We start from the raw sequence: 24032 nt of genomic DNA on the forward strand, positions 1-24032 counted from the left end.
GATGCTTCCTCTGCCCCTTTCTTTAGATATCTGCTTTACAACGCAAACAATTCTTCAGCAGCGTAGCCAATCACAGTGCTATTACCCGAGTAAGAATGAAAAATTTCGAGTGTCTAGCCACAGTATGTGGAGCGATTCGCTTTGGATTTTTGATAATCTGACCCCAGGAACAAAGAAAAAATATTGCAGGATAGTTTGGGACGTACCGATGACTGACGGGACCAATCTTTGCGACCCCGAGTATGCCGTGCTGTTAGAAGAGCTTCGAATTTTAGTGTGGAGTTGTTTCATTGATCCGCGAAATTCTGCAGCGCTCGCTCCAGCGTCGTTAACTCCATTCGGACGTGGCATTAATATGCTCGCCGTGTGGATGGTTGAAAACAATTACATGCATTTGGATGAACTAGATCAACGTGCCTCGGAGCGTTATCGCGAGGCCGTTCAAAAGAGAATTGCTAATAGGTTGGAAATCCATGATTTTCCGGAATGCGACGTCGACGACATGTGGTGCGAGCAGTCCGGAGGCGTGAGTTCAGCATGGGTTATGCATCTACTAATGCCATGGTCAAAAATCTGGAGTCAACGTTCAGCGTTGAAAGATGCTGGACTGGGGGCTATTAAAACTGGTAAACCATTTGGCGGAACTTCAATAAACAAAATATCGGAAGACTTAGCGACGGCACTTCATACAGCTATACCTCCGTTGCCGGACGAAGTGGCCATCGAGATATTGAATGTGGCGCAGAATTACATGGATAGCTCGGTCTACGACCTGACAGAGATTTCTGAATACGTCGCAGCTTTGCGCTATTGTAAGATAGCGAAAACTACTCCAGACAAGTTCGTGCAAGATTTTGATTTTAATTCGAGGTATCGCAGCCTCAAAAAGTGGCATGCGAATCCCTTAAGATCAAGTGGGCGTCTAGTTGGAGTAAGAAGGCTCATCGATGATTTTATTGGTGCAGCTTCTGCCACAATTCAAGGCGAATCAGGAATGCGAGTCAGTGAGCTTTTAAGCTTAAAAGCGGGCTTACGTCCAAAAGGTCTTCCAGAATGTATCACTGTTAGGCCTTCGCGGTCGGGGATGTTAAATCTTTATTATATTACCGGCATGACCTCTAAAATGAGAGCAAATCCCGAAGAGACCGAATGGCTTATAGGTGCAACGCCACGTGATAGTAAAATCTTACCAGTTGCGGTACAAGCGATCGTGGCAGTACAAGAACTTCTTGACCCATGGAGAAAGCTCGCGGACGAAAATACGTCCGACTTGCTATTTATCGATTGGAAGTGCCCAGGATTTCCTAATTCGGAAGACGAAATTGTTCCAATGACGGCTCAAGCCTTGAGTAGACGACAGCAAACATTTTTTTTCCGAATGGTGAACTGGGAAAATTTCGGCGATGACCCAGCTTTTAGAGTTTATAAAGCGACTAAAGGCAAGTGTATTGTCACTCATCAGTGGCGAAAAACTTATGCTAGATTCTTGTTCCAGGTCAACCCTAAAATGATTCCAGCGATTGCACGACAATTTAAACATTTATCTTTGGCCATGACGGAGAAGGCCTATGTTGGAACAGATATCAGTCTGTTGAAAGACATCGCTAACGAAAATCTAAACATGACAGCGGATCTGCTACTGAAGCAACTTCGTGGTCATGGACCTAAACACATAGGGCGCTTAGCAAAGATAATGGATAGCTATAAGCCAGATATGGAAAAAATCATTGAAGATGCAAATGGGCAAAGCGCATATGAGGCAACAAGATCATGGTGTGCCAATCGGAATCTGAAAATTTTTTTCCATGGTTATGGCAGTTGTCTTCCTGGGCTTGCGCCGACTGAGGCAGAATGCCATAAAAAGGGGCAGACAGTGCATTGGGCCAATAAAACACCTAATTACGGTCACCGTCGACCTGGCACATGCACCGGATGTTACCTTTTTATCGCGGGACCAGACACTATTGATTATTGGATGAAGCGCTACAGCGATAATATCACAGCTTGGCAGAAAGCAAAAATAGCTGGCGTCGAATCGCAGTTTACCGTCGCTAAAAACCGAGCTGAGCAGTCCTTGAGCTATTTGCGAGGATGGGGTGTAGATGTGCCGTTAATATCATTGGAAGACGAGGTATTTAATTAACATGGGAAAGCGTAAAGATTTGCCGGCCTCTTTCGAAGGCATGGAGAAGCGTTTCTTTGAGGCCATTAATAGGATTAAGGATGGCAATCCAGTTTGCCCGGCGTTAATCAAAAAAGCAAAATTAGGGAAACTGCGCCTTACAGTGAGTGCCGTTGCGTTGGAAGCTGGTAACTTGCTCGACGGAGAATGGATTGGACTCTCAAGAACTCAAATAGGGCATGCCAATTGCCGTTATCCTAAAGTCTACGCGTTGATCTCAGGAAGCGACGAGGATCGATCGAGTCGAAGAGATCTGCGTACTATCAATCAAGGGCTTCGTGAACAAAATCAGGATCTCGAGCAGAAGTTGAAACTTGCTTTATCTGAAATGGGCGCTATGGCTCGAAGAATGGAGTCTCATGAGAAAGGCGTTCAAGATAAGCTCGACGAGATCGCTAGAGTTCGCTCACGCGGTGAGCGTCATGCAAATACCATGCCGACGACTAAGATTGGAAAAAACGTTATCTCAATCAAAGATTCAAGTTGAAAATTTCGCCGTCCGAACTGAATTTTCAGATCATTTGTATGCACTCAAGGCGCATTATATGATTCTCAGGCTGGCTAGTTGGACTTGACCTAGAGTTCAGTTGACGCTGATGTAAGTATTGATGAATAAAATTCTTACATATTGTTTATTGTTAGGGTAAAATAGTACTGTGTTGTCAAGGCGGGCATAGCATAGTGGTAATGTCCCAGCTTCCCAAGCTGGTTAGACGGGTTCGATCCCCGTTGCCCGCTCCATCTCACCTTACGATTCGGATCGTAGTCGATATGGCTGTGCTAGCTTTTGTATAGCACGTTGCTGTAGGTATTGGCCAGCAACATTGTCTAAGATTTTGTTGCCGTAGGTAAGGCTTAGCAATTATAAAGCACCGGTCAAAAAATTTACTCGATCATTAGTGAGGTCGAGGTACCGCAGTCCTCTAAATGCGATTGTCGCTTCCGATGCTGGAGTCCCGGCCAAAGCGTTGTATAGTCCGAGGCAAGACCTACAGGGAAAATACTTTAAGCAAGCTGCTCTGTGGCACAAATGGACTTTGCCCTGGTTGCTACAAGCACTCCCTTCACGCCACGCAACGTTAACCAGCCCTTTGAAGTTACAGCTAGCATATGCAGGGTCATCTCGCCCGTCACATGCTCGATGCGTTTTAGCCAAGAAGTGCAAGACGCCATTCATGACTTGATCTTGCATGGGAATACTAGATGGTTGAACGCAGATGTTACCGAGGTTGCGTCTGATAGATCTAGGCAGTACACACTGAGCGTTGCTTGTAGATCACAATCGAGCATTCGCTTACAGTAGGTATTCGACCATTTCGCATAGCTCCAATAACGAAGAGAGTGAGTTTTGTGAACTCGAGCGTTGCTTGCGGTCCAGCAACAATGCTTGCATTCCGAACGAGCGCGGTCCCTCGACATCGGCTGCGACAGTATCGCCAACCATTAAAACATTGCGGGGCGAGCAGTACAGTTGCTGGCAGGCATGCGCATAGATTGCCGGGTTAGGTTTGATTGCGCCTACATCAAAACTCCAGACATAAGCGTCAAATACCTGGGGGAGTGTTGACAAGACTGGTCCGGCATACTCTAGGGCGAGATTTGAGCAGAGTCCTAGTTTGTATCGGCTTTGTTGAATAAATCGGGCGCGGGCCGAGCTGACGCATTTTCTAGTCAGTCTTACAACACTGGGACCGTGATCGGAGTGCCCAGCCGAGTGAAGCGATTTAGGACAGCTGCTCGCACCTGTAACTCGGCCACTTGACGGTCAAAGTCGCGTGCCATCACGCGCTCACCCAGCAGCTTGAAGCATCGCATCTTGGTCTCGACAAGACTTCGTCGATGGTAGCCGCTCCATTTCTTCCAGATCGCCCGGCCCAGCTTGCGCGTCGCGTACAGGATGTCGTTACGGGCATCGGCACCGCAGCGATTCGCTTTCCAGGGCTTAGCGTTCTTGCGGGTCGGGATGACGGCGTGAGCAGCGCGCAAGGCGATGGCCTCGTGGCAGTCTTTGGTGTCGTAGGCGCCATCGCCACTGACGCTGGCAATCTTCTCGTCGGCGGGAATTTGTTCAAGCAGGGCTGGCAAGACGGGTGCGTCGCCAATGCTGTTGTCGGTCACTTCCATCGCCCGAATTTCGAGCGTGGACGCGTCGATCCCAAGATGCACCTTGCGCCACTGGCGCCGATACTCGGCGCCATGCTTCTTCGTCTTCCATTCGCCTTCGCCCAGCATCTTGATGCCCGTACTATCCACCAGCAGGTGCAAACCCGTCGTGGTCGGCACGGCGCCAATGGCTACCTGCAGCGTCTTTTGCCGCCGACTGACCGTGCTGTAGTCTGGAACCGGCCAATCGAGCCCGGCCAAGCGCAGCAGGCTTTGCGTCATCCCCATCGCCTGACGTAGCGGCAGGTTGAACAGGCACTTCATGCTCAGGCAGAATTGGATCGCCTGATCGCTGAACGCCTGGTTCCGACCGCGCTTGCCGTTCGGCCGGCCGTGCCAGCGCATGTCCGGATCAAGCCAGATGAGCAGCGAGCCGCGAGCCTTGAGCGCTTCGTTGTACGTTTTCCAATTGGTCGTACGGTACTTCTGAGGAGCCGGTTTCATGCGGTCAGGCTACCAGACCTTGCCGTACCACGCTGACGGGGCCGCATTTGTGCAACAAAGCCGAACTCAGGGGCAAACTTCGTTCGAAATCTGGGCAGCTGTTCTGGCTGCGTGAACTCAGCCGGCGCACCGGCAGGTTGGCGTGCCTTTGTCCATAATTTGCACCAGAGCCGCGCAGGCATGCAAGCGCTGCTGCCGGCGATGTCTTGATTCCTGCACATAGCCTGAAAGCCAACCAGGACGGCCGCGTTTCCAGCTTCGATACCGCCTTATCCGGCCCGTGGCAGGTACATCGACACGCAAGTCCCCTGCCCGGGCACGGAGACGATCTTGCAGTCCCCGGCCATGTCGCGCAGATACGTGCGCACCATGCTGAGGCCAAGTCCAGTTCCTTGGCCCACGGGCTTAGTCGTGAAAAAGGGCTGCGCCGCTCGCGCAAGGACGTCCGCCGACATGCCGCTACCGGTATCCGACACCGATATGCACACGTAGTCGCCAGCGGGCAGGATGCCGCCGGCGTCGTCGCACAGGGCGACATTTTGAGTTGCGATCGTCAGTGTACCGGTGCCGCCCATCGCATCGCGCGCGTTCACGGCAAGGTTGATCAGCATGAGGTCCAGCTGGCCCGGGTCCGCCTTGACTGGCCAGACGCCGGCTTGCAGCGCGGTCCGGATCTCGATACCGCCGCCGACCGAAAGCTGTAAAATCTCGCGCACGTTCTCTATGAGGACGTTAGGGTCGAGCACCTTGGCCAAAGGTTCGGTCTTTCTGGCAAACGCCAGCAGCCTTGACGTCAGTGCCTGCCCGCAGGCGATGACTGCCCGGCCCCGCTTGAGCAGCGATGTCGTCTGGTCCGGCTCCCGGGCATACCCGAACAGCTCGATCAGATTGCTGACGTTCTGCAGGATATTGTTGAAATCGTGCGCGACACCGCTTGAGAACTGGCCGAGCACCTCCATTTTTTGCGCCTGAAACAGTGTAGTCTGCAAGCACTCGTAGGCCGTGATGTCGCGGGCGCAACCAAGTACGCCTGAATGTCGGCCCCACTCGTCGGCGATTGGAATGTAGACGGCATCGAATGTGACGCTCGCCCCGCCCATATCGAAAGAGTGCTTGTAGGAAAAGGGTTTTCCGGAATGCAACGCTTGGCGCAGCCCGGTATCAATAATGCCACCTACTTCCGCGCCCAGTACCTCGACCGGGGTCTTCCCGACAATCTCTTGCACCGTCTTCCCTGCATGTGCGCAGCCGGCAGGGTTAATCGCCGTGTACCGCAGGACACCACCGGCATCCTCCTTCACGTGAAACAGGCAGTCCGCGGCAAGCTTGAAATACTGCTGGAAGATGTTCGGCATCAGGTGAGACAGGCAATCGGTACAGCCCAGCCTTCGCATGGCCTCCGACTGGACATTACGGCACGCCGACACATCCCAGTTCACACCGTACAGGCAGGACGGTGCGCCGGAACGATCCCGCCTAAGCCGTGCGACGCCCGCAAGCCAGCGAGGCAGTCCATCCGCCCCCGGTGTGCCCATCCGGAATACGCTGTTGTATGCGGAGACCCCGACGATGGCGCGGCCGATTTCCGCCTCCACCCGCTCCTGATCGTCGGGGTGGATCGCGTCGCGCCAGCGCGTATAGCTCACATCCTCCGGTGCCACGCCTTCCAGGTCGAATAGACGGTACTCCTGGTCCGACCAGCGGTAGAAATCGTTACGGGGATCCCATTGCCACAAGCCGACTCCCATGTCCTGTTCCATCAGTTCGAAGAAATGGTCGCGCTCGAGGTGCGCTCGCATCCGCTCCCGATCGCGTACCGCCCGGCGCAGGCAATGCTCCTGCATCGGCCGCCCGAGCTCGCAGGAGCGGATGCAATCGGTCGCGCCAGCGGCCATGAACAATTGTTCGAGCGGTTCAACTTCCCCGTCGTGCTCATCCAGTACGACATAGATGGCAGTGGCATCCCAGCATGCGCGCAGGTTGCAGATGAATTGTTCTATGTGTCGGATGTCATCGCCGCGCATGCGCACAAAACAAGCATCGGGCTTGCGGACACGCCAAGAAGCATCTGCCTCAAAACAACTCGTGGCGACATCAACTTCGAGGGAATGCCAGGCTGCGTGTGCTTTCAGTCCGATCAACTGTTGATGGAGATCCGGCAAGCCTATCGTGAGGACAAACATGGAGGGTTGCCTGGACGATAAAATGTCGATATTATTCATGTTCCGTGGGGTCGAGCTCATGCATCGCATTCGCAAAGGCCAGTTTGACGTACATGCTCTGACGACTCAGGGACAAACTCCGTCCGAAATCTGGGCAGCTGTTCTGGCTGCGTGAACCCAGCCAGCAAACCGGCAAGTTCGCGCGCCCTCATCCATAATTTGCACCAGAGCCCCTTGAACTACCGACGCAGGGAATCCCTGATTTCGCGCAGCAAAACGATATCTTCAGCTGTAGCAGGCGGTGGTGGTGGCTGACGTCGCGTCATGCGGTTCATCGCTCGAATCATGAGAAAAATAATGAACGCCAAGATCAGAAAGTTGATGGCGACAGTCAGAAAATTTCCGTAGGCAATTACTGCGCCGCCCTTCTTTGCCTCACTTAGCGCCAAGCCCAAAGGCTGACCATTGAGCGGAAGGTAGTAGTTGGCAAAATCTAAACCGCCCAGGAGTCTCCCTAAAGGCGGCATGATGATGTCTTGAACCAACGAATCGACAATTCGTCCAAACGCGCCGCCGATGATCACGCCAACGGCCAAGTCAACTACGTTCCCTTTCATTGCAAACTCTTTGAACTCACGCATCATCGACATCATGCCCCCAAGAAGAGATTGAATTTGCATCATAAATCAGTTGCAAAAACTAAGGTGGAAAATTTGCTCATTCCACAGCGTAGCATGTAAAACAACTTAATGATGTTAATTAGCAACATTAGCTGTATTTGATGTATTTGATGAATTGAATCGACTACGGTTCTCTAGACACTCGCGAGCCGTTCAAAATATCGCTTCTCAAAATCGATTGGCGACAGTTTTTCGTTGAAGCCATGCCGGCGCTTCGGATTGTAGAACATCTCGATGTGGCTTTGTTGCAAAAATCGACCCCGGCTAGCGTAGAGCCGGGACGTCTGGTAGCCTGAGCGCATGAAACCGGCTCCCCAGAAGTACCGCACCACGAACTGGAAAACATACAACGAAGCACTGAAGGCACGCGGCTCGCTGCTCATCTGGCTCGATCCGAACATGGCCTGGCATGGCCAGCCAAGCGGCAAGCGCGGGCGCAGCCAGATGTTCAGCGAGCAGGCGATCCAGTTCTGCCTGAGCATCAAGTGCCTCTTCAATTTGCCGCTGCGCCAGGCCATGGGCATGACGCAAAGCCTGCTGCACCTGGCTGGAGTCGACTGGCCGGTGCCGGACTACAGTACGGTCAGCCGTAGGCAAAAGACGCTGCAGGTAGCGATCGGCGCTGTGCCGACCACGACGGGCTTGCATCTGCTGGTGGACAGCACGGGCATCAAGATGCTGGGTGAAGGCGAGTGGAAGACGAAAAAGCACGGCGCAGACTATCGCCGCCAATGGCGCAAGGTGCATCTCGGGATCGACGCGTCCACACTCGAGATCCGGGCCATGGAAGTCACCGACAACAGTGTCGGTGACGCACCTGTCCTGCCAGCGTTACTGGGCCAGATTCCCGACGATGAGCGAATTACCAGCGTCAGTGGCGATGGCGCTTACGACACGAAGGACTGCCACGAAGCCATCGCCCTGCGCGCAGCCAATGCCATCATCCCGACCCGCAAGAACGCCAAGCCCTGGAAGACCAACCGCTGCGGTGCAGAGGCACGCAATGACATCTTGTACGCGACGCGCAGGCTGGGACGGGCGATCTGGAAAAAGTGGAGCGGCTATCACCGGCGCAGCCTTGTCGAAACCAAGATGCGTTGTTTCAAGCTGCTGGGTGAACGTGTCATGGCACGTGACTTCGACCGTCAAGTCGCCGAGCTACAGATACGAGCCGCTGTGCTGAACCGCTTCACTCGGCTGGGTACCCCAATTACGGTCCCGGTATTATAAAACGAACTACAAATTGCGTTAGCTCGGCCTTCGTTCGATTTGCTCAACAAAGCCGTTAAAATCCGTCAGCCATCCTCGTCGTTCAATTTTTCCTTAGTAACAGACTGCTAACTATGTCGTGAGTTAGAAACACTGGAGGGAAATTGGAGGGGTTCATAGACGATTAAATCGAAATCACATGACAGTTGCTACAAGCCAATCTATGATTCTTTAATTCAATCACTCTTCGGCCGCGACGTCTGTAGTTCGGCCTATCTTATTATGGTCAGCATTAAGGATATCGCTGGGTGGCGAGAGCGCATCTTTTCGTCGCTTCTGCCTATCGTCTTAGTAGTTGGGACAGTTTCCACAATCGCGATCGTCCCATTTTTGCTTCAGCGCGGAATGTGGCCAGTTGCACTCGCCGACGCAATTGCGCTTGGCTGGATCTTCGCGATCTGGCGTCTTAAAGGTCTACCTTATACGGTCAGGGTATTCCACTTCCTGGCAGTGGTCTATGTTCTGTCGGTTGCGCTCATGCTCTCCATCGGCGCGGCCAGCCTTAGCTACCTACTTGGCCCGCCTCTCATTGCCTCGATCCTGCTGAGCCTTCGCCCAGCCATTGTTGCCTTAATTCTGTGCGCAGTTTCTCTCTTGGGCCTCGGCGCGACTGGCCATATCAGCTTGAGCGTTCCTGGCTGGGAACACGATCCGGTAAAAGCTGCGCTCGTCGCTGCATTAAATTACACAACAATTGGTGTAATGCTAACCTTGATCTGCAGTAATCTTTTGAAGGGTCTTTCACTTTCGCTGGCGGAATTGCAGCTTACCTCGGCAGCTGTATCGCGCCTGAACGATATGGTTGTGATTGCCAAAGCGGTCGCCCATCGCAATTCGGCTCAACCAATAACGTTTGTCAACAAGGCATTTTTGCGCCGGACCGGCTACGCACGAGAAGAGGTTCTCGGACAAAGCTTGCGAATGCTACAAGGGCCGGATACTGATCAGGCTGTGATCACATGTATCTTAGAGGCGATGGGTTCAAACAAACCTTGCAACGTTGAATTGGTAAGCTATACCAAGTCCGGTTCGGCATTCTGGTTGGAACTTGAGCTAATGCCGTTCACACAATCAAGCGAAGTAGCTACTCACTGGGTGCTGGTCGGACGCGATATCACCGAACGCCGAACTGCAGCCGACGCCATCCACCGCTTGGCTTTTTATGATGTGTTGACAGGGTTGCCTAATCGCCGGCTACTCATGGAGCGTCTTGCCGCGGCTCTCGAGGAAACGCCAGCCAATCGCGGACTCAATGCTATTTTGTACCTTGATCTCGATAATTTTAAGAACGTTAATGATGCTCGAGGTCACGCCGTTGGCGACGCGCTTCTGGGGCATGTGGCAACCCGCCTGAACCAAACAGTGCGCAACAGCGATACCGTAGCGCGCATCGGCGGAGACGAATTCGTCGTCTTACTCGGAGGACTCGACGCAAACCCTTCAGTCGCCTCGTATGTGGCACTCGATGTCGCTCACACTATCCGCACCGCCCTAGCTGCGCCGCTTGATCTCGCTGGCCAGCCTTACAATATCGGCGTCAGCATTGGGGTTGCCTTATGCCTGGACGCCAGGGCAAGTTCGCACGACCTTCTGCGCGAAGCGGACACGGCGATGTACCGTGCCAAGGCAAACGGCCGTAATGGCGTTGTCCTATTCGAGAGTGCAATGCTCTCGGAAACCCAGTACAAGCTGACAATGGAACGAGATTTAGCGCAGGCAATGAATAATGGTGAACTTACCATGCATCTGCAGTTGCAGGTCGACCGCCTCGGCGTTCCGGCGGGCGCCGAACTGCTCATGCGCTGGCCTCGGGCGGACGGCACGATGGTACGCCCAGACATTTTCATTCCCGTAGCGGAATCAAGCGGCTTGATCGTACCGTTAGGAAACTGGGCGCTACGGGAGGCTTGTAAAGCATGGCTTGCCCTGGATCGTACAGGGAATCCCATGCCGCTGTCGATTAATGTTAGCCCACTACAGTTCCGCCAGCCGGACTTTGTCGATCAAGTCTGCCAAATCCTCGCCGATACAGGAGCGCCGCCGCAGCAACTGATCTTTGAGGTTACCGAAGGCCTCTTGATTGAAGATATTGAACAAGCAATCAAGCGAATGCATAAACTGGCCGCGCTGGGCATTCGTTTTTCGGTCGATGATTTCGGCACTGGGTATTCGAACTTGGCCTATCTGACGAAAATGCCTTTGTACGAGTTAAAGATCGATAAGCGCTTCATGCACGATACGCCACATGATGTCAGTGGCACCGCAATCGTCCAGTCTATCCTGGCCATGGCCGGACACCTTGGACTACGTGTTGTGGCCGAAGGCATCGAATCTATAGAGCAGGCTCAGTATTTGACGGCCCATGGCGGTGCATACATGCAAGGCTATCTTTACCATCGCCCGATGGCACTTGAGCAATTAATCCAATGGCTGCAAGACAGCAGTGCGTCAGTCGTTGCTACTGCAGCATATGGATAGCGACCTTCGGTGGCAGACGTTCGTTCTCAACGTCGACGACCATCAGGCGGCGTAGCTATCCAGCAGCTCATCAGTAATCCTTCCGTCGACATATAAGCCCATCAGGATTGCCAGTGATTTCGGTAAAAACACGCCTAGTTCATAACGGCTACCTGTTGCTTGACTCACACCGAAGCGTCGCCAGAATTTCTCCTGCGTTTCGCCTTTGCTGAGTCTCAAATCTCGCAATACTTGTGGGTTGACTTCTGCTGTAGACGAGTTGGAGAACTTCTCGTACGGTTGTGACTTGGAAATTTTTTCTGACATTTGTTTCGTATCGATCTAGATGCAAGGACAATCTGAGTTTTAGCACACTATTCGATACCCTGCGTCTCGCCAAGAGATGGAAGTTGAAGTCCGCATACATAGGGAAGCGAACGGTCAACGGAGGACCGGGCTGACCGGGCCCGATCAGGACGCCAGGTCGATGTTTTGGACGTAGAAAGTGAAAAAAGCCCCACTTCGGGGGCTTCGGAGTGCACGATCGCTCAGCTGTGCGGAGGCGGATTGCCCGTACACTGATACTCGACCGTCACGCGGAAGGCATTGCAGCTGCCCATTGAGGCATTGGTGCAAGAACGTGTACCGCCGCCAAAAGCTTCAGCGCCGGTATAGCCCCATGCCTTACAGCGGGCCGTCGCAGCTGCGATCCCTTGTGCGGGATCCACTCTTGGCACTTGAAAGGCACCGAAATCGTACGATAATTTAAGGCCACCTCGAATAACCCGCTTTCGACGTGAGCGACGCAACGCGAAACGTGATTCTGCCTTTCAGCAGAGCCCCAACAGCGTTATTTGCGAAGTGTCCAGCACCTTGGGCCGGGCAGGTTTGGCAGCCGAAGGCTGCCGAACTGCTGTTTAGAACGGCGCCAGGCCGCGTTCCTTCAAGAAGACGAGACGCTTGAGGTTGTAACTGGCGGCCTTCAGTTGCAAGACGAACGTGGTGCGCACGATTCCCAGACAGCGCACCAGTTTGCCGCCCATCTGGGCCAAGGCGCCAAACACATGTTCGACACGGGCGCGAGGTGTGGCGATCGCGCGGTTGCGCCGTTTCTGCGTCTCGGAAATGCCCTTGGTCGCATGACCGCGCGGCTGAATATGCACCCGCCAGCCGGCATGCTTCAAGCTGACTTCGCGTTCAATGCTGGGATATCCCCGATCGGCATAGACATCCCGACTCGTGTTGCTCAGGTCGAGCAACTCCTCGAAGACGGTGGTGTCAGCCACGGCAGCATGTGTGATGGCGATCTTGCGGATCAGCTTGCAACGCTTGTCGACGCTAGCATGCAATTTGTAGCCGAAGTGGTTCTTGCCATGCTTTTTGGTCCACTTCGCATCGACATCCTTCTGAGCGCGCTTATGCGGTTTCCAGCTCAGCGGCATCATGCCCTCCTTGACCGTCTCGGCTTCTTCCCGCTTGTTGCGCTGGACCGGGGCTTGCACGAGCGATGCGTCGACGATCTGTCCGCAACGCGCCAGGTAGCCCTGCGACAGGAGCTGTTGCTGGACCTGCTCGAATACCTGATTGCCTACGCCAGCCTGGGCCAGACGATCACGGAATAGCCAGATTGTCTTGGCGTCGGGGATGCTGCTGCTCTCGGTCAAATCCAAGAAACGCAGGAAGCTGCGGCGATCCAGCAACTGGTACTCCAGCGCGTCGTCGGCCAGGTTGTAGAGCTGTTGCAGGGTAATCCCCCCACAAAAAGAGCGCGTTCAGAAGTAGAATTTTCTACTTAAGACACAGAAAGCTCTACATGAAGACGTCCCGCTTTACCGACAGCCAGATTATCGCCATCCTCAAGCAAGCCGAAGCCGGTAGCCCGGTGCCAGAGCTGTGCCGCGAGCACGGCATCAGCAACGCCACGTTCTACAAGTGGCGCTCCAAATTCGGCGGAATGGACGCCTCGTTGATGGCACGCATGAAGGAGTTGGAAGAGGAAAACCGGCGGCTCAAGAAGATGTACGTCGAGGAGCGCCTCAAGGCAGAGATCGTCGCGGAGGCGCTCACAAAAAAATGGTATCGCCATCTCAGCGGCGGGAGATGGCGCAATGGGCCGTAACGGAGCGGGCAGCCACGGTCAAGCTGGCGTGCAAAGCGTTTGGCATCAGCCAGACCTGCTACCGCTACAAGGCCAAGCTGGATGCGGAAAACGTCCTCATCGCGGACTGGCTGGTGCGACTGACGAACAACCAGCGCAACTGGGGCTTCGGGCTGTGCTTCCTGTATCTGCGCAACGTCAAGGGCTTCAGATGGAACCACAAGCGCGTCTACAGGATTTACCGCGAGCTCGAGCTGAATCTGCGGATCAAGCCGCGTCATCGTCTGGTACGTGAAAAGCCGCTGCCGCTGGCGGTGCCGCTCGCGATCAATCAGAGCTGGTCGATGGACTTCATGCACGACCAGCTCGCCGACGGGCGGAGCATCCGTTTGTTCAACGTCATCGATGATTTCAACCGCGAGGGCTTGGGGATCGAAGTCGATTTCTCGCTGCCGTCCGAGCGCGTGATACGCTCGCTCGACCGGATCATCGAATGGCGCGGCAAACCGGAAGCCATCCGCTGCGACAACGGCCCTGAATACATCAGCGCGGTGACTTTGGCGTGGGCTGCAAAACGCGGCATCCGCATCGATTTCATCCAGCCAGGACAACCGCAACAGAACGCCTACGTCGAGCGATACAACAGGACCGTGCGTTACGATTGGCTTGCGCATCACCTGTTCGAGACGCTCGAAGAGATCCAGGAATTTGCTACCAACTGGTTGTGGACCTACAATCACGACCGGCCCAACATGGCACTCGGCGGTATCACGCCAAAACAGAAATTGGCACTGGCCGCTTAGCCTCTACTTTTAGCGTGCTCTAAAAATGGGGGGATTACCGATCGTGATCTTGGTTGGAAAGTCGTTGATCACATTGTCGATGGCTTCTTGACCGCTGGAGTCGATGCAGCGAGGAGTGGTCTTGACGAGGTATGGCAAGGTGGCAAAGTCGTTCAGCGCTCGCGGCGTACATATAATCACGCGATCAACGGACCGATTGGCATGTGTGCCGATGCTCTCTTCCGCGCAGTGCCTGGGGAAAGGCAGGAAGCAGGGTCGTTGATTCCTGCTCCTATCAAGTCGCGCATCGAACGACTTTTCTCAGCGCCAGGCGAGGGTTCGGATCATGCCGTTTCAGTAGCGTGCAATAAGTTGAACTGGCTTATGTACGTTGATCCAACGTGGACAACTGAGCGGCTTCTTCCAATGCTGGCGTTCGATCATCCGAAGTCCGAACCGGCGTGGAACGGCTTTTTGTATAGCGGTAGGGCGCCTTTGACACCCTTGGCGGCTGCCGTCAAACCACTTTTGCTTCGTATTTATCCTTGGATCGAACGTTTTTCTTGGGAGCGTGAAGTTTCCAAGGTAGCCGCTCAATGGCTCGGTCATATGCGCATTACGGTGCATGATCAGGAGCAAGGTCTTTCGCAAGTTGAAATGCGTTCTGCGTTGCGAGCCATGTCGGACGAAACGCGGAATCAGTTCATCTTTTGGTTGGGCTTGGTCGGGCAGAAAAAAGAGAATGGCTGGGTCAAGCACGTCATCCCATTGATCAACGATGACTGGCCGAGAGAACGTCAGTTCACGACCTCTGCCTCGGTAAAGGCATGGGTCGCACTTCTTGATGATACCGGCGACAGCTTCCCCCTTGTCTATGAAGCAGTTAAGAAGTTCTTGGTACCGATAGAGGCAGATGACCATCCATTCTACAGATTCACCCGTGAGATCAGCGATGAGAAATCACTTACGGCTCAATTCCCTGAAGTGACATTAGACCTAATGAACAGAGTCATTCCTCAGGTTCTGACTCGTCCGCCGTATGAATTGCCAAAGGTATTGGCGGTGATTGCTGAAACCAAACCTGATTTAATGTCGGACCCGCGCTATTTACGGCTCATCGACCTTGTCGAGCGAAGCTAGATCAGTCTGCTTGGCCGCCAGCGATCGCTAGTATGGCTTACGAACGGGCTGGCATTGACGCAGGAATGGGTAGGCTACGCGCGCTGCGGCGCCGTGGGGCGATGTTCTGCAATAGGAAGGGACGCCGCGGCAGGCACCCCGGCGCGATTCACACCGCCGTCGGCATGTGGCGCAGGAGCTTGTCGAGCGTTACCGGATAATCGCGTACCCGCACCCTGGAGGCGTTGTAGACCGCGTCAACAAGCGCCGCCGCCACTCCGCAGATGCCGAGTTCGACGGCGCCCTTGGCCTTCATCGACGACGAGATCGGGTCAGGGCTCGCCGATGAACATGACGTCCATGTGCGGAATGTCAGCATGCACCAGTACCTCCGGGCGCATAGCTCGCACGACTTTCCGAAGATCTTAGAGCTAGAACGCCTTACAAAATTTCTCGACGTACCGCCAACAGATGTGTGAGCAGGCAAGAGACGGGAAGGCCTAGTGCATGACTACTCTCCGCTCGTGTCAAGTGCGCAATCTGCTTAAACGGTATAGCCACCTAAAGTGTGTCCAACGGACCAAAGTCGCCGTCCAAACCTTTCGCGCGACTCGCGCTATGGCAATGCCATCACGTCTGCTTCTGGCAGTAAGCGGCCTTGGTGACAAGGCCACTTACACGCGTTTGTGAGCGACAGATCCTGTTTCGTACGTCAGACTTCGGTCTGCTCAGCGATCTCGAGTGCGTCGTCGACCTCAATGCCGAGATAGCGCACTGTGCTCTCAAGCTTAGTATGGCCGAGAAGCAGCTGTACAGCACGAAGATTTTTCGTACGACGGTAGATCAATGTCGCCTTCGTCCGCCGCATTGTATGGGTTCCATACGCCGCTGGATCCAAGCCGATGGATCGTACCCATCTGGCAACGATGCGTGCATACTGACGAGTCGAGAGATGACGCGAGTTCTTTGTCTTACTCGGGAAGAGATACTGGTTCGATGTTAGCTCACCTGCTGCAATCCAGCCTTGAACTGACTGACGAGTCTGCTCCGTAATTTCGAACTGAACAGGCCGGTGAGTCTTCCGTTGCATGACAATCGCACGGTGGAATATGCTGGTACCTTGAGAAATGTCCTTCACTTTCAGACTAACGAGGTCGCAACCACGCAGCTTGCTATCAATCGCCAGATTGAAGAGTGCTAGATCTCTCAAGCGCTCAGCGATCTGCAGTCGGATCCTTATTGCCCAGATTTCTTTCAGCTTCAAGGGGAACTTCTGACCGACCAGACGTCCTTTGTTCCATGGAATGCGCCGGCTACCGGTATCAGTAATTGTGTTCATGTCGACCTCCTCAGTGAAAGAGGCCTAATTTTGGTACGTCAGCTGGCTGAAGACATTTCAATCGCAGTCGAGCTAGCTCATGACGCGTAGTAGAATCGACGCATTGCGCACACGTTCAACTAAATTGAAGGGATATCATCAATGGCAAATATCGATCTGTCGGGCTACAACCTTAGCGAACTGAAGGGCCTGCAGCATGACGTCGAGAAGGAAATCAAGAATCGTCAGCACCAGGACTTGCAGAAAGCACGGGAGCAAATCCTAGCGATCGCTCAGGAGGCAGGGGTCTCGGTTGAGGAGCTGCTTGCTGCAAATAGCAAAAAATCGAAGAGCAGCAAGGGGCAGAAGGTTCAGGCGCGCTATCAAAACCCCGGTGACAATAGCCAGACCTGGACTGGTCGTGGGCGCCAGCCGAAGTGGATTGCAGAAGGACTCGCTAGCGGAAAATCGATGGATGACTTCCGCATTTAACAGCAAGTATTGATCGCGCTTCCACCGGTAGAGCAACGCGATTCCGCACCTGCCTCACCACTGTGAAGGTTCTGTGGTTGTGGTTGGCGGGATAAGATTGAGGACCTCCCAAATGACCACATTAGCAAAGCCGCAATCCTCAAGAAACCGCATGGCGTACAGCAACCCATGCGTCTTCCTTAACTGGACAGCCGCAACAAGCAACTTAGCGTTGCGATGAAGGGCGGGTTCGAGCTGATTAGTCATCAGTACATTGTAGAGAACTCGTGTGTTTCGACCATGATATAGATCAAGCAACTGCACCTAGACTGCGACCGTGGGCATGGATGGGGGGGCTGCTTGAGTCTGCCTTCGGCCAAAAGCGGACGTCTATGGTGTGGCCTGACACTTTTTTGAAGTCCTGGACAGTTCGGAATGCGAGTTCCTCTGTCAACAGTTGCCGCAACTATTAGTCATGCATACGTGGCTTCTCAACATAGCTGAAATGCCTCCACCCGATTACGCCCGTTACGCTTAGCTTCGTACATCATCTTGTCAGCACTCGAGATGAGATCGTGCAGGGTATAGCTAGTGGCCATCTGGCCAAAATGTGCTGTGGAGATACCGAAGCTAGCAGTGGCACGCACTACATTACCATTTTCCGACGACCGGATCTGCATCATGGCAAACGCCGAGCGCAAGCGTTCTGAAAGATGTTGACCACCATCGAGATCGGTCGATGGCAAGATCAGTAAAAACTCCTCCCCACCATAGCGCACGATGCTGTCGAACTGATCGCGCGTCATCTGCTTCAGCAAATCGGCAAAGGCGCGCAGTACAGCGTCGCCGTCGGCATGGCCATAAGTGTCATTAATGCGTTTGAAATAATCGATATCACACAATACGACGGTCAGGTTCTGGCTGAGACGTTGGGCCCTTGCCAGCTCTGTTGGCATTAAGTGTTCATGCAGGTAACGTCGGTTGAAGCAGCCGGTGAGGTGGTCGCGGTCGGCAGCGTCCTTAAGCACTAACTGTGCGCGGAACTCCTCACGTGATACGGTATTGAAACGGCGAGCCGCTACGGCGCCAAAGGTATTCGCCAGAATCAGCAAAAGGCTCATTGTCAGTATGTCTGCCGGCAGCATATTGGCGGCTTGCCAGGACAGAACCAAGAACGTCGCCGTCGAGCAAATTGCAAGTATTAGCGCGTAAGTCAGCCGGTTCGGTATATACAGATAAATCACAATCAACATAATCGCGAGTGACATCGCGTGCCAGTGAAACTCCGCCGGGCGATGCACTGCAATCACCATGAAACACGTGAGCGCGACTATTTCTGCAATCGTCGCGGCGCGTCGGGTGGCTCGAACTGTCAACGGGTGTCGGTAAGCGAACCAGGCACAGGTGCCTGCGGTTACGGCGACCGCAATGCGGGTGCCGAACAGGGTCATCGTATCCGGGCCTAGCCCAAGGACTGCTACATCGGTTACAAAGAAGAGCAGATAGAACAGAGTACAGAAAGTTAGGGTAAATCCCAGCAATGAACGTGTCTGGGCTAGCTTGTACTCGAGGAACGCAGTTTCGGTGGTAGCGTTCGCGAACTCTCCACTTAATGATGTAATTTGCATATTAGGTTAGCAGTGCTTGAGCGCTACAGGAACTATAGCATTACAGTCTGACATCAATCTTGCCCAACCTAAAGCTTTTCCCAACAGGTCTGTCATGATTTGAAGCTAGCTTGCATATAGACCTGCTAGCGGGCGCAATCTGACGGGTCAGGTAGGTCGGCTGGTGGTGTCGGGAGCAAAACTGCCAACGATGAACGCGTCGCTGACGCTGAGGCCCCAGCAATCACTCTTGACATATCCGGAAGGAATTAACATTTCTATGTCGGAAATCTTTACACATGCTAGTCGCTTATGGTGTTACCTGTCAACGGTCTCTCCACTATAGAACCTTGTTGTTGGCATAAAAATTGCTCAATAGATAGTGTAATTTTCAAACCACAACAGGAAATCCAACATGAAACAATTTGTCAAAGCTGTACTCGCTACGGCCGCGTTTGTATTCACTAGCGCTGCATGTGCTGCTCCCATCACCACGACCATCGATACGACCTTCACGCATCAAGGCGGGTCAAACACAATCGATGTAAATTCGTTTTACGATGTGAACTTTGACCTAACCCTCACGCCATACTTGTATCGCCCGTCAATCGACACCGTCACGTCAGCAGAGCTTTGAGGTGTACTGTCAATAGCGGACACGCTTGTCTTATGCCGCCTGCGGCTGCTTTCTGAAGGATTCGGCGAACAACGCTGGCGGAACAAAGCCGATGCGGGAATGACGCCGCTGTCGGTTGTAGAAAATTTCAATGTATTCCTGAATCGAGGCCTTTGCCTCAGCACGGGTGGCATAGCGACGATGATGGACAAGCTCATTCTTCAGCGTGCCCCAGAAACTCTCCATCGGCGCGTTGTCATAGCAGTTCCCGCGGCGGGACATCGACGTACGCATGCCGAACGGCTTTGTTGAGCAAATCGAGTGAAGGCCGAGCTGACGCTGTTTGTAATCAGTTTTATAACACTGGGACCGTGACCGGGGTACCCAGTCGAGTGAAGCGGTTGAGCACGGCAGCGCGTATCTGCAATTCGGCCACCTGACGATCGAAGTCGCGTGCCATGACCCGTTCGCCCAACAGCTTGAAGCAGCGCATTTTGGTTTCGACAAGACTGCGCCGGTGGTAGCCGCTCCACTTTTTCCAGATCGCCCGACCCAGTCTGCGCGTCGTGTGCAAGATCTCGTTGCGTGCATCGGCACCGCAGCGGTTCGCCTTCCAGGGCTTGGCGTTCTTGCGGGTTGGGATGATGGCATGGGCGGCGCGCAAGGCGATCGCCTCGTGACAGTCCTTCGTGTCGTAAGCCCCATCGCCACTAACGCTGGCGATGGACTCGTCGGCTGGAATTTGATCCAGCAGCGCTGGCAGGACAGGCGCGTCGCCGATACTGTTGTCGGTTACTTCCATCGCCCGGATCTCGAGCGTGGACGCGTCGATCCCGAGGTGCACCTTGCGCCACTGGCGGCGATAGTCCGCGCCATGCTTTTTCGTCTTCCATTCGCCTTCGCCCAACATCTTGATGCCCGTGCTGTCCACCAGCAAATGCAAGCCTGTCGTAGTCGGCGTGGCGCCAATGGCCACCTGTAGTGTTTTTTGCCGTCGACTTACCGTGCTGTAGTCCGGCACCGGCCAATGAAGTCCAGCCAAGCGCAGCAGGCTTTGCGCCATGCCCATGGCCTGCCGTAGTGGTAAATTGAAGAGGCACTTGATGCTCAGGCAGAACTGGATCGCCTCGTCGCTGAACGTCTGGCTGCGCCCGCGCTTGCCGCTCGGCTGGCCGTGCCAGTTCATCTTCGGATCAAGCCAGATCAGCAGCGAACCGCGTGACTTGAGGGCTTCGTTGTACGTCTTCCAATTGGTCGTGCGGTACTTCTGTGGAGCTGGTTTCATCCGCTCAGGCTACCAGACCTGCGGGTGCTACGCTGGTCGAGCCTGATTTGCGCAACAAAGCCGGTTCAAGGATACCGGTGCAGACAACAAGAACAACCCCAACAACGAGAATTTCACGATCAAGATCGGAAGTGATTTGCTCGGCAGCAGCGGCGGCATCATCAATATCCCCAACGACGGCGAAAACTATCCATTCTCGATTACAAATACGACGTCTTTGACTAACTTCAGCGATACCGGCCTTTTGTCGCTGCGGATTTCGACCACTAGCGGTTCTTTCCAGTTTGTCAGCGCGAACTTAAAAGCCAATGTCAACGTGGGTGAAGGTTCGAGTTCTGAAGTTCCGGAACCGCTTTCGGTTGCCTTACTGGGTATTGGCGTGGCCGGTATCGCAGCAAGCCGCCGTCGCAAGGTATAAGTCTTGCCCAGGCTCTGCATGCTAGTAGAGCTTCAGAGCCTGTTCCCTCACTCGTGGCGGCCTATATGATGTTATGGACGGGCACTTTGCCGATGTCAACTGAGCCATGATTCTCGTGAGTGACTGGCCAGAGCATCAAGCTTCAAGATCTGCGCCTATGCACGTGCGGTAGTCTCGATCAATCGGCCGCGCTTTTTGGCTTCGGCCTAAGTCTGGGCCAGTCGTGACTACGTACGCTCCACCAGCAAGTCCCGCTCCATATTGAACCACCTGGCCTAGTCTGGCCAAAGCTATCTGTCCTTGTGCCGACGTGAGGTTGCGTCTGCTTTGGGTCGACTGCGGCCGGTGTGCCCGACAGTCGACCATAACGCTAGACGCAGCGGCAACGAGCCATTCAGGCTTCCGTTTGCTCCGCAATCTCAAGGGCGTCGTCCACTTCGATTCCGAGGTACCGCACGGTGCTCTCGAGCTTCGTATGTCCAAGGAGCAACTGTACAGCCCGCAGATTTTTTGTTCGCCGGTAGATGAGCGTTGCTTTAGTTCGCCGCATCGAGTGAGTCCCATATGCTGTAGCATCGAGTCCGATCGACTGAACCCAGCGCGTGACTATGCGAGCGTACTGACGTGTCGACAGGTGCGGAGAGTCGGCAACACGGCTCGGGAACAAGTACTGAGTTCCTGCGAGTTTGCGGCGGTCGATCCAGGCAAGCACCGACTGCCGGGTCTGCTCTGTAATTTCGAACTGAACGGGCCTGCTGGTCTTACGCTGCATGATAATCGCGCGGTGGAAGATACTTCGTCCTTGCGCGATATCCTTGACGCGAAGGCTCACAAGGTCGCAGCCGCGGAGCTTACTGTCGATCGCGAGGTTAAACAGGGCGAGGTCTCGCACCTGTGCGGATAGCTGCAAACGTATCCGAATTGCCCAAATTTCGCGCAACTTCAAAGGAAGCTTCTGGCCTACAAGGCGCCCTTTGTTCCAAGGCGCATCAGTCGTCGGTTTGCTAGTGATCGAATTCATGGAACCTCCGTGGTTGAGGAGCCCTATTCTGGTCACCCAATGGCACTTATCCAGTATCACAGCTTTTTCTTGCCCGCAAAGCAATGGAAGCCGTACACTGAGCTTTACTGCTCGGGGTGCCCTTCGGCCAGACCCGGTCGCGTCAGGGCCTCGAAACAAAAGCTGAGGATTGGAGATTGTATGGATTGTGCATGCGGTTGCGGGGATAGGCCTGTTAAGGGCGTCTTTCTGCCAGGGCATGACCAGAGACTCAGAGCTGACCTCGAACGGCGAGTTGGAGGGCTAATCCAGCTACGAATGTTGGTGGAAGCAGCAGAGTATTTCGTCGCCGGCGACGTGGGAATTCTCAGTTCAATGGCATGGTTAAAGACTTGTTCCAGAAACCAGGTGAAACCCGCTGACGGCTTCGCCAATGCTGTCCTTTGTCTGCGACAGGCAGGAGTCGGCCAAAAGCAGACATCCAAGAGTGTGCGTTGACTACTTCCAGTAGGCTAATATCGCCAGCCAAGCCGTAAAACCACACAAACAAAGGCGGAGAAGAAAAATGCGTGTTGAAAAGCGACTATCGGCCACGTTCAAGCAGTTTGCCCATTCCGGCAAGGCGGGGGCAGTCCTCCTGATCCTCTGCACACTGGCTTCGCTGATCATCGCCAATTCCCCGTGGGGGAAGGGCTATCTTGGATTCTGGCACCAGTATGTTGGGGGCCTGAGCATCGAGCACTGGGTGAACGATGCGCTGATGGCGATTTTCTTTCTGCTCATCGGCCTGGAGCTTGAACGCGAACTGTATAACGGCGAACTGTCCGACATCAGGAATGCCATGCTGCCGATCATGGCCGCTGTAGGTGGCCTCACCATTCCGGCGCTCATCCACTTCATGTTCAATGGTGGGACAATTACCCAGGCAGGCATCGGCATCCCGATGGCGACCGACATTGCATTCGCACTAGGAGTGCTGAGCCTGCTCGGCAGCGGGGTACCGGCTTCCCTCAAGATTTTTCTGACCGCGCTCGCCGTTATGGACGATCTTGGCGCGATTATCGTTATCGCCGTGTTCTACACGGCAGAGTTTTCCTTCCTCTACCTGCTGGCCGCACTTGGTGTCTTTGCGATCCTGATCCTGATGAACCGCGTGCTACGCATCATGGCGCTCGTGCCATACCTGCTGGGTGGCGCGCTGATGTGGTTCTTGATGCTCAAGTCCGGCGTACACGCGACTGTCGCTGGGGTGCTGCTAGCCTTTGCCATTCCTTACTCGGCTAAGCAAGATGATGCCGAGTCTCCCTCGCATCGCCTGGAGAATGCGTTGCACACGCCAGTCGCCTTCCTTATTCTGCCCGTGTTCGCCTTGGCAAATACGGGGATTGTCGTCGGCGCAGGCTGGGCTGAAGAACTCTTGTCGGCCAACAGCCTCGGCATCCTGCTTGGACTGATCGTCGGCAAGCCAATCGGCATCCTGCTCTTCAGCTTCGCCGCCGTCTCGCTCGGCATCTGCCGCCTGCCGCTCGACCTCGCGTGGCGTCATGTGCTGGGCGCAGGCCTGCTTGGCGGCATCGGCTTCACGATGTCGATTTTTATCACCAACCTGGCTTATACCGGAGAAGCCGGCGTGATCACTTCCTCAAAGATGGCAATCCTGCTAGCGTCCCTCACGGCCGGGCTAGTAGGTTTCGCGTGGCTGAAGTTTATGGGAACACCGCTGGCATCCGACCCTGATCCAGACACAATGGATTTCGATGACGGATCGGTTAGGCCAGACAGCCCGAAACCCGATTCCTAAAGAACTGACTCCGGCAGAGGCAATGTCCGCTTTGGGCCCAGGCTGTGTAAAAACCTTGTGACCTTGTAAACGAACCGGGTTCGGTAAACGTTGAGCCAGTATCTCATCACTGGGGTGCCAAATGAAGCGCTTTATTGAAGGCGAAGACCGCGGGCAAGGC

General features: G+C 54.2%; 21 protein-coding genes, 1 tRNA gene and 3 pseudogenes. 12 read left to right on the forward strand and 13 right to left on the reverse strand.

What is annotated here, in order from left to right:
• Position 1: 1 nt before the first annotated feature.
• The 3 genes from ACFFJK_RS20050 (at position 2) to ACFFJK_RS20060 (ending at position 2923) form a co-directional block, all read left to right on the forward strand.
• Entirely contained in the window at positions 2-2143 is a 2142-nt protein-coding gene (locus ACFFJK_RS20050) for a hypothetical protein (protein ID WP_379681448.1), read from the forward strand.
• A 1-nt stretch (position 2144) separates the two neighbouring features.
• Positions 2145-2669: a hypothetical protein gene (locus tag ACFFJK_RS20055; protein ID WP_281910911.1), complete on the forward strand. Its 525-nt coding sequence runs from the start codon at positions 2145-2147 to the stop codon at positions 2667-2669.
• Between the two features lie 180 nt (positions 2670-2849).
• Positions 2850-2923 (forward strand) — tRNA-Gly (locus ACFFJK_RS20060).
• A gap of 553 nt (positions 2924-3476) precedes the next feature.
• Here the strand turns inward: ACFFJK_RS20060 and ACFFJK_RS20065 are convergent.
• The 3 genes from ACFFJK_RS20065 to ACFFJK_RS20075 all read right to left on the reverse strand — a co-directional run bounded on the left by ACFFJK_RS20065 (position 3477) and on the right by ACFFJK_RS20075 (position 7011).
• A complete protein-coding gene (locus ACFFJK_RS20065) occupies positions 3477-3857 on the reverse strand; it encodes an HAD family hydrolase (RefSeq protein WP_379681468.1) in 381 nt (126 codons plus the stop codon).
• A 2-nt stretch (positions 3858-3859) separates the two neighbouring features.
• Positions 3860-4789: an IS5 family transposase gene (locus ACFFJK_RS20070; protein ID WP_379681449.1), complete on the reverse strand. Its 930-nt coding sequence runs from the start codon at positions 4787-4789 to the stop codon at positions 3860-3862.
• A gap of 269 nt (positions 4790-5058) precedes the next feature.
• Positions 5059-7011, reverse strand: a complete 1953-nt coding sequence (locus ACFFJK_RS20075) for a two-component system sensor histidine kinase NtrB (RefSeq protein ID WP_379681450.1) — start codon at positions 7009-7011, stop codon at positions 5059-5061.
• 4 nt (positions 7012-7015) lie between these two features.
• On the opposite strand from ACFFJK_RS20075, the pseudogene ACFFJK_RS22940 reads away from it, so the two are divergent.
• A pseudogene (locus ACFFJK_RS22940) lies at positions 7016-7126 on the forward strand (IS6 family transposase); the annotation flags it as partial.
• Positions 7127-7190: 64 nt separating this feature from the next.
• On the opposite strand, the gene mscL reads toward ACFFJK_RS22940, so the two are convergent.
• Complete coding sequence (gene mscL, locus ACFFJK_RS20080) at positions 7191-7601, reverse strand: large conductance mechanosensitive channel protein MscL (protein ID WP_379681469.1); 411 nt, start codon at positions 7599-7601, stop codon at positions 7191-7193.
• A gap of 330 nt (positions 7602-7931) precedes the next feature.
• Here mscL and ACFFJK_RS20085 point away from each other — a divergent pair, with 330 nt between their 5' ends.
• Together ACFFJK_RS20085 and ACFFJK_RS20090 are read left to right on the forward strand one after the other, a co-directional pair.
• On the forward strand, positions 7932-8861 hold the full coding sequence (locus tag ACFFJK_RS20085; protein WP_379681451.1) for an IS5 family transposase: 930 nt from the start codon (positions 7932-7934) through the stop codon (positions 8859-8861).
• 261 nt (positions 8862-9122) lie between these two features.
• Positions 9123-11378 (forward strand): putative bifunctional diguanylate cyclase/phosphodiesterase, encoded by a 2256-nt coding sequence (locus ACFFJK_RS20090; protein ID WP_379681452.1) that lies wholly within the window; start codon positions 9123-9125, stop codon positions 11376-11378.
• Between the two features lie 42 nt (positions 11379-11420).
• Here ACFFJK_RS20090 and ACFFJK_RS20095 read toward each other — a convergent pair whose 3' ends face one another.
• The 3 genes from ACFFJK_RS20095 to ACFFJK_RS20105 form a co-directional block, all read right to left on the reverse strand.
• Positions 11421-11684, reverse strand: coding sequence for a helix-turn-helix domain-containing protein (locus ACFFJK_RS20095; protein ID WP_379681453.1), 264 nt, complete (start codon positions 11682-11684; stop codon positions 11421-11423).
• Between the two features lie 221 nt (positions 11685-11905).
• Entirely contained in the window at positions 11906-12166 is a 261-nt protein-coding gene (yecR, locus tag ACFFJK_RS20100) for a YecR family lipoprotein (RefSeq protein ID WP_379681454.1), read from the reverse strand.
• Between the two features lie 108 nt (positions 12167-12274).
• Positions 12275-13108 (reverse strand): IS5 family transposase, encoded by an 834-nt coding sequence (locus ACFFJK_RS20105; protein WP_379681470.1) that lies wholly within the window; start codon positions 13106-13108, stop codon positions 12275-12277.
• A gap of 62 nt (positions 13109-13170) precedes the next feature.
• Between ACFFJK_RS20105 and ACFFJK_RS20110 the strand changes: the two genes are divergently transcribed.
• Both ACFFJK_RS20110 and ACFFJK_RS20115 read left to right on the forward strand, forming a co-directional pair.
• Positions 13171-14258, forward strand: a protein-coding gene (locus tag ACFFJK_RS20110; RefSeq protein WP_379681455.1) for an IS3 family transposase whose coding sequence is annotated in 2 segments (ribosomal slippage) — positions 13171-13423 and positions 13423-14258 — 1089 coding nt in all. Because the reading frame shifts where the segments join, the coding sequence is not laid out codon by codon here.
• An 87-nt stretch (positions 14259-14345) separates the two neighbouring features.
• Positions 14346-15377 (forward strand): hypothetical protein, encoded by a 1032-nt coding sequence (locus ACFFJK_RS20115; protein ID WP_379681456.1) that lies wholly within the window; start codon positions 14346-14348, stop codon positions 15375-15377.
• A 148-nt stretch (positions 15378-15525) separates the two neighbouring features.
• On the opposite strand, the pseudogene ACFFJK_RS20120 reads toward ACFFJK_RS20115, so the two are convergent.
• Together ACFFJK_RS20120 and ACFFJK_RS20125 are read right to left on the reverse strand one after the other, a co-directional pair.
• Positions 15526-15748 (reverse strand): annotated as a pseudogene (locus ACFFJK_RS20120) (hypothetical protein); the annotation flags it as partial.
• Between the two features lie 320 nt (positions 15749-16068).
• The gene (locus ACFFJK_RS20125; RefSeq protein ID WP_379681457.1) at positions 16069-16695 is read right to left on the reverse strand and encodes a tyrosine-type recombinase/integrase; all 627 of its coding nucleotides are present in this window, start codon (positions 16693-16695) and stop codon (positions 16069-16071) included.
• Positions 16696-16836: 141 nt separating this feature from the next.
• On the opposite strand from ACFFJK_RS20125, the gene ACFFJK_RS20130 reads away from it, so the two are divergent.
• Positions 16837-17166 (forward strand): H-NS histone family protein, encoded by a 330-nt coding sequence (locus tag ACFFJK_RS20130; RefSeq protein ID WP_379681458.1) that lies wholly within the window; start codon positions 16837-16839, stop codon positions 17164-17166.
• A 470-nt stretch (positions 17167-17636) separates the two neighbouring features.
• Here ACFFJK_RS20130 and ACFFJK_RS20135 read toward each other — a convergent pair whose 3' ends face one another.
• Positions 17637-18773, reverse strand: coding sequence for a GGDEF domain-containing protein (locus ACFFJK_RS20135; protein WP_379681459.1), 1137 nt, complete (start codon positions 18771-18773; stop codon positions 17637-17639).
• 394 nt (positions 18774-19167) lie between these two features.
• Here ACFFJK_RS20135 and ACFFJK_RS20140 point away from each other — a divergent pair, with 394 nt between their 5' ends.
• A complete protein-coding gene (locus ACFFJK_RS20140) occupies positions 19168-19389 on the forward strand; it encodes a hypothetical protein (RefSeq protein WP_379681460.1) in 222 nt (73 codons plus the stop codon).
• Between the two features lie 30 nt (positions 19390-19419).
• Here ACFFJK_RS20140 and ACFFJK_RS20145 read toward each other — a convergent pair.
• Together ACFFJK_RS20145 and ACFFJK_RS20150 are read right to left on the reverse strand one after the other, a co-directional pair.
• Positions 19420-19668 (reverse strand): annotated as a pseudogene (locus ACFFJK_RS20145) (integrase core domain-containing protein); the annotation flags it as partial.
• Between the two features lie 55 nt (positions 19669-19723).
• Positions 19724-20653, reverse strand: coding sequence for an IS5-like element ISJsp2 family transposase (locus ACFFJK_RS20150; RefSeq protein ID WP_258848426.1), 930 nt, complete (start codon positions 20651-20653; stop codon positions 19724-19726).
• Positions 20654-20789: 136 nt separating this feature from the next.
• Here ACFFJK_RS20150 and ACFFJK_RS20155 point away from each other — a divergent pair, with 136 nt between their 5' ends.
• Positions 20790-21071, forward strand: coding sequence for a PEP-CTERM sorting domain-containing protein (locus ACFFJK_RS20155; RefSeq protein WP_379681461.1), 282 nt, complete (start codon positions 20790-20792; stop codon positions 21069-21071).
• 394 nt (positions 21072-21465) lie between these two features.
• Here the strand turns inward: ACFFJK_RS20155 and ACFFJK_RS20160 are convergent, their stop codons facing one another.
• Positions 21466-22092 carry a tyrosine-type recombinase/integrase gene (locus ACFFJK_RS20160; RefSeq protein WP_379681462.1) on the reverse strand — a complete coding sequence of 209 codons (627 nt, stop codon included), beginning with the start codon at positions 22090-22092 and terminating at the stop codon, positions 21466-21468.
• Between the two features lie 544 nt (positions 22093-22636).
• Between ACFFJK_RS20160 and nhaA the strand changes: the two genes are divergently transcribed.
• Positions 22637-23872 (forward strand): Na+/H+ antiporter NhaA, encoded by a 1236-nt coding sequence (gene nhaA, locus ACFFJK_RS20165; RefSeq protein WP_005664141.1) that lies wholly within the window; start codon positions 22637-22639, stop codon positions 23870-23872.
• Positions 23873-24032 lie beyond the last annotated feature (160 nt).

Source organism: Massilia consociata (assembly GCF_042432755.1).
Classification (GTDB): Bacteria; Pseudomonadota; Gammaproteobacteria; order Burkholderiales; family Burkholderiaceae_D; genus Telluria; species Telluria consociata.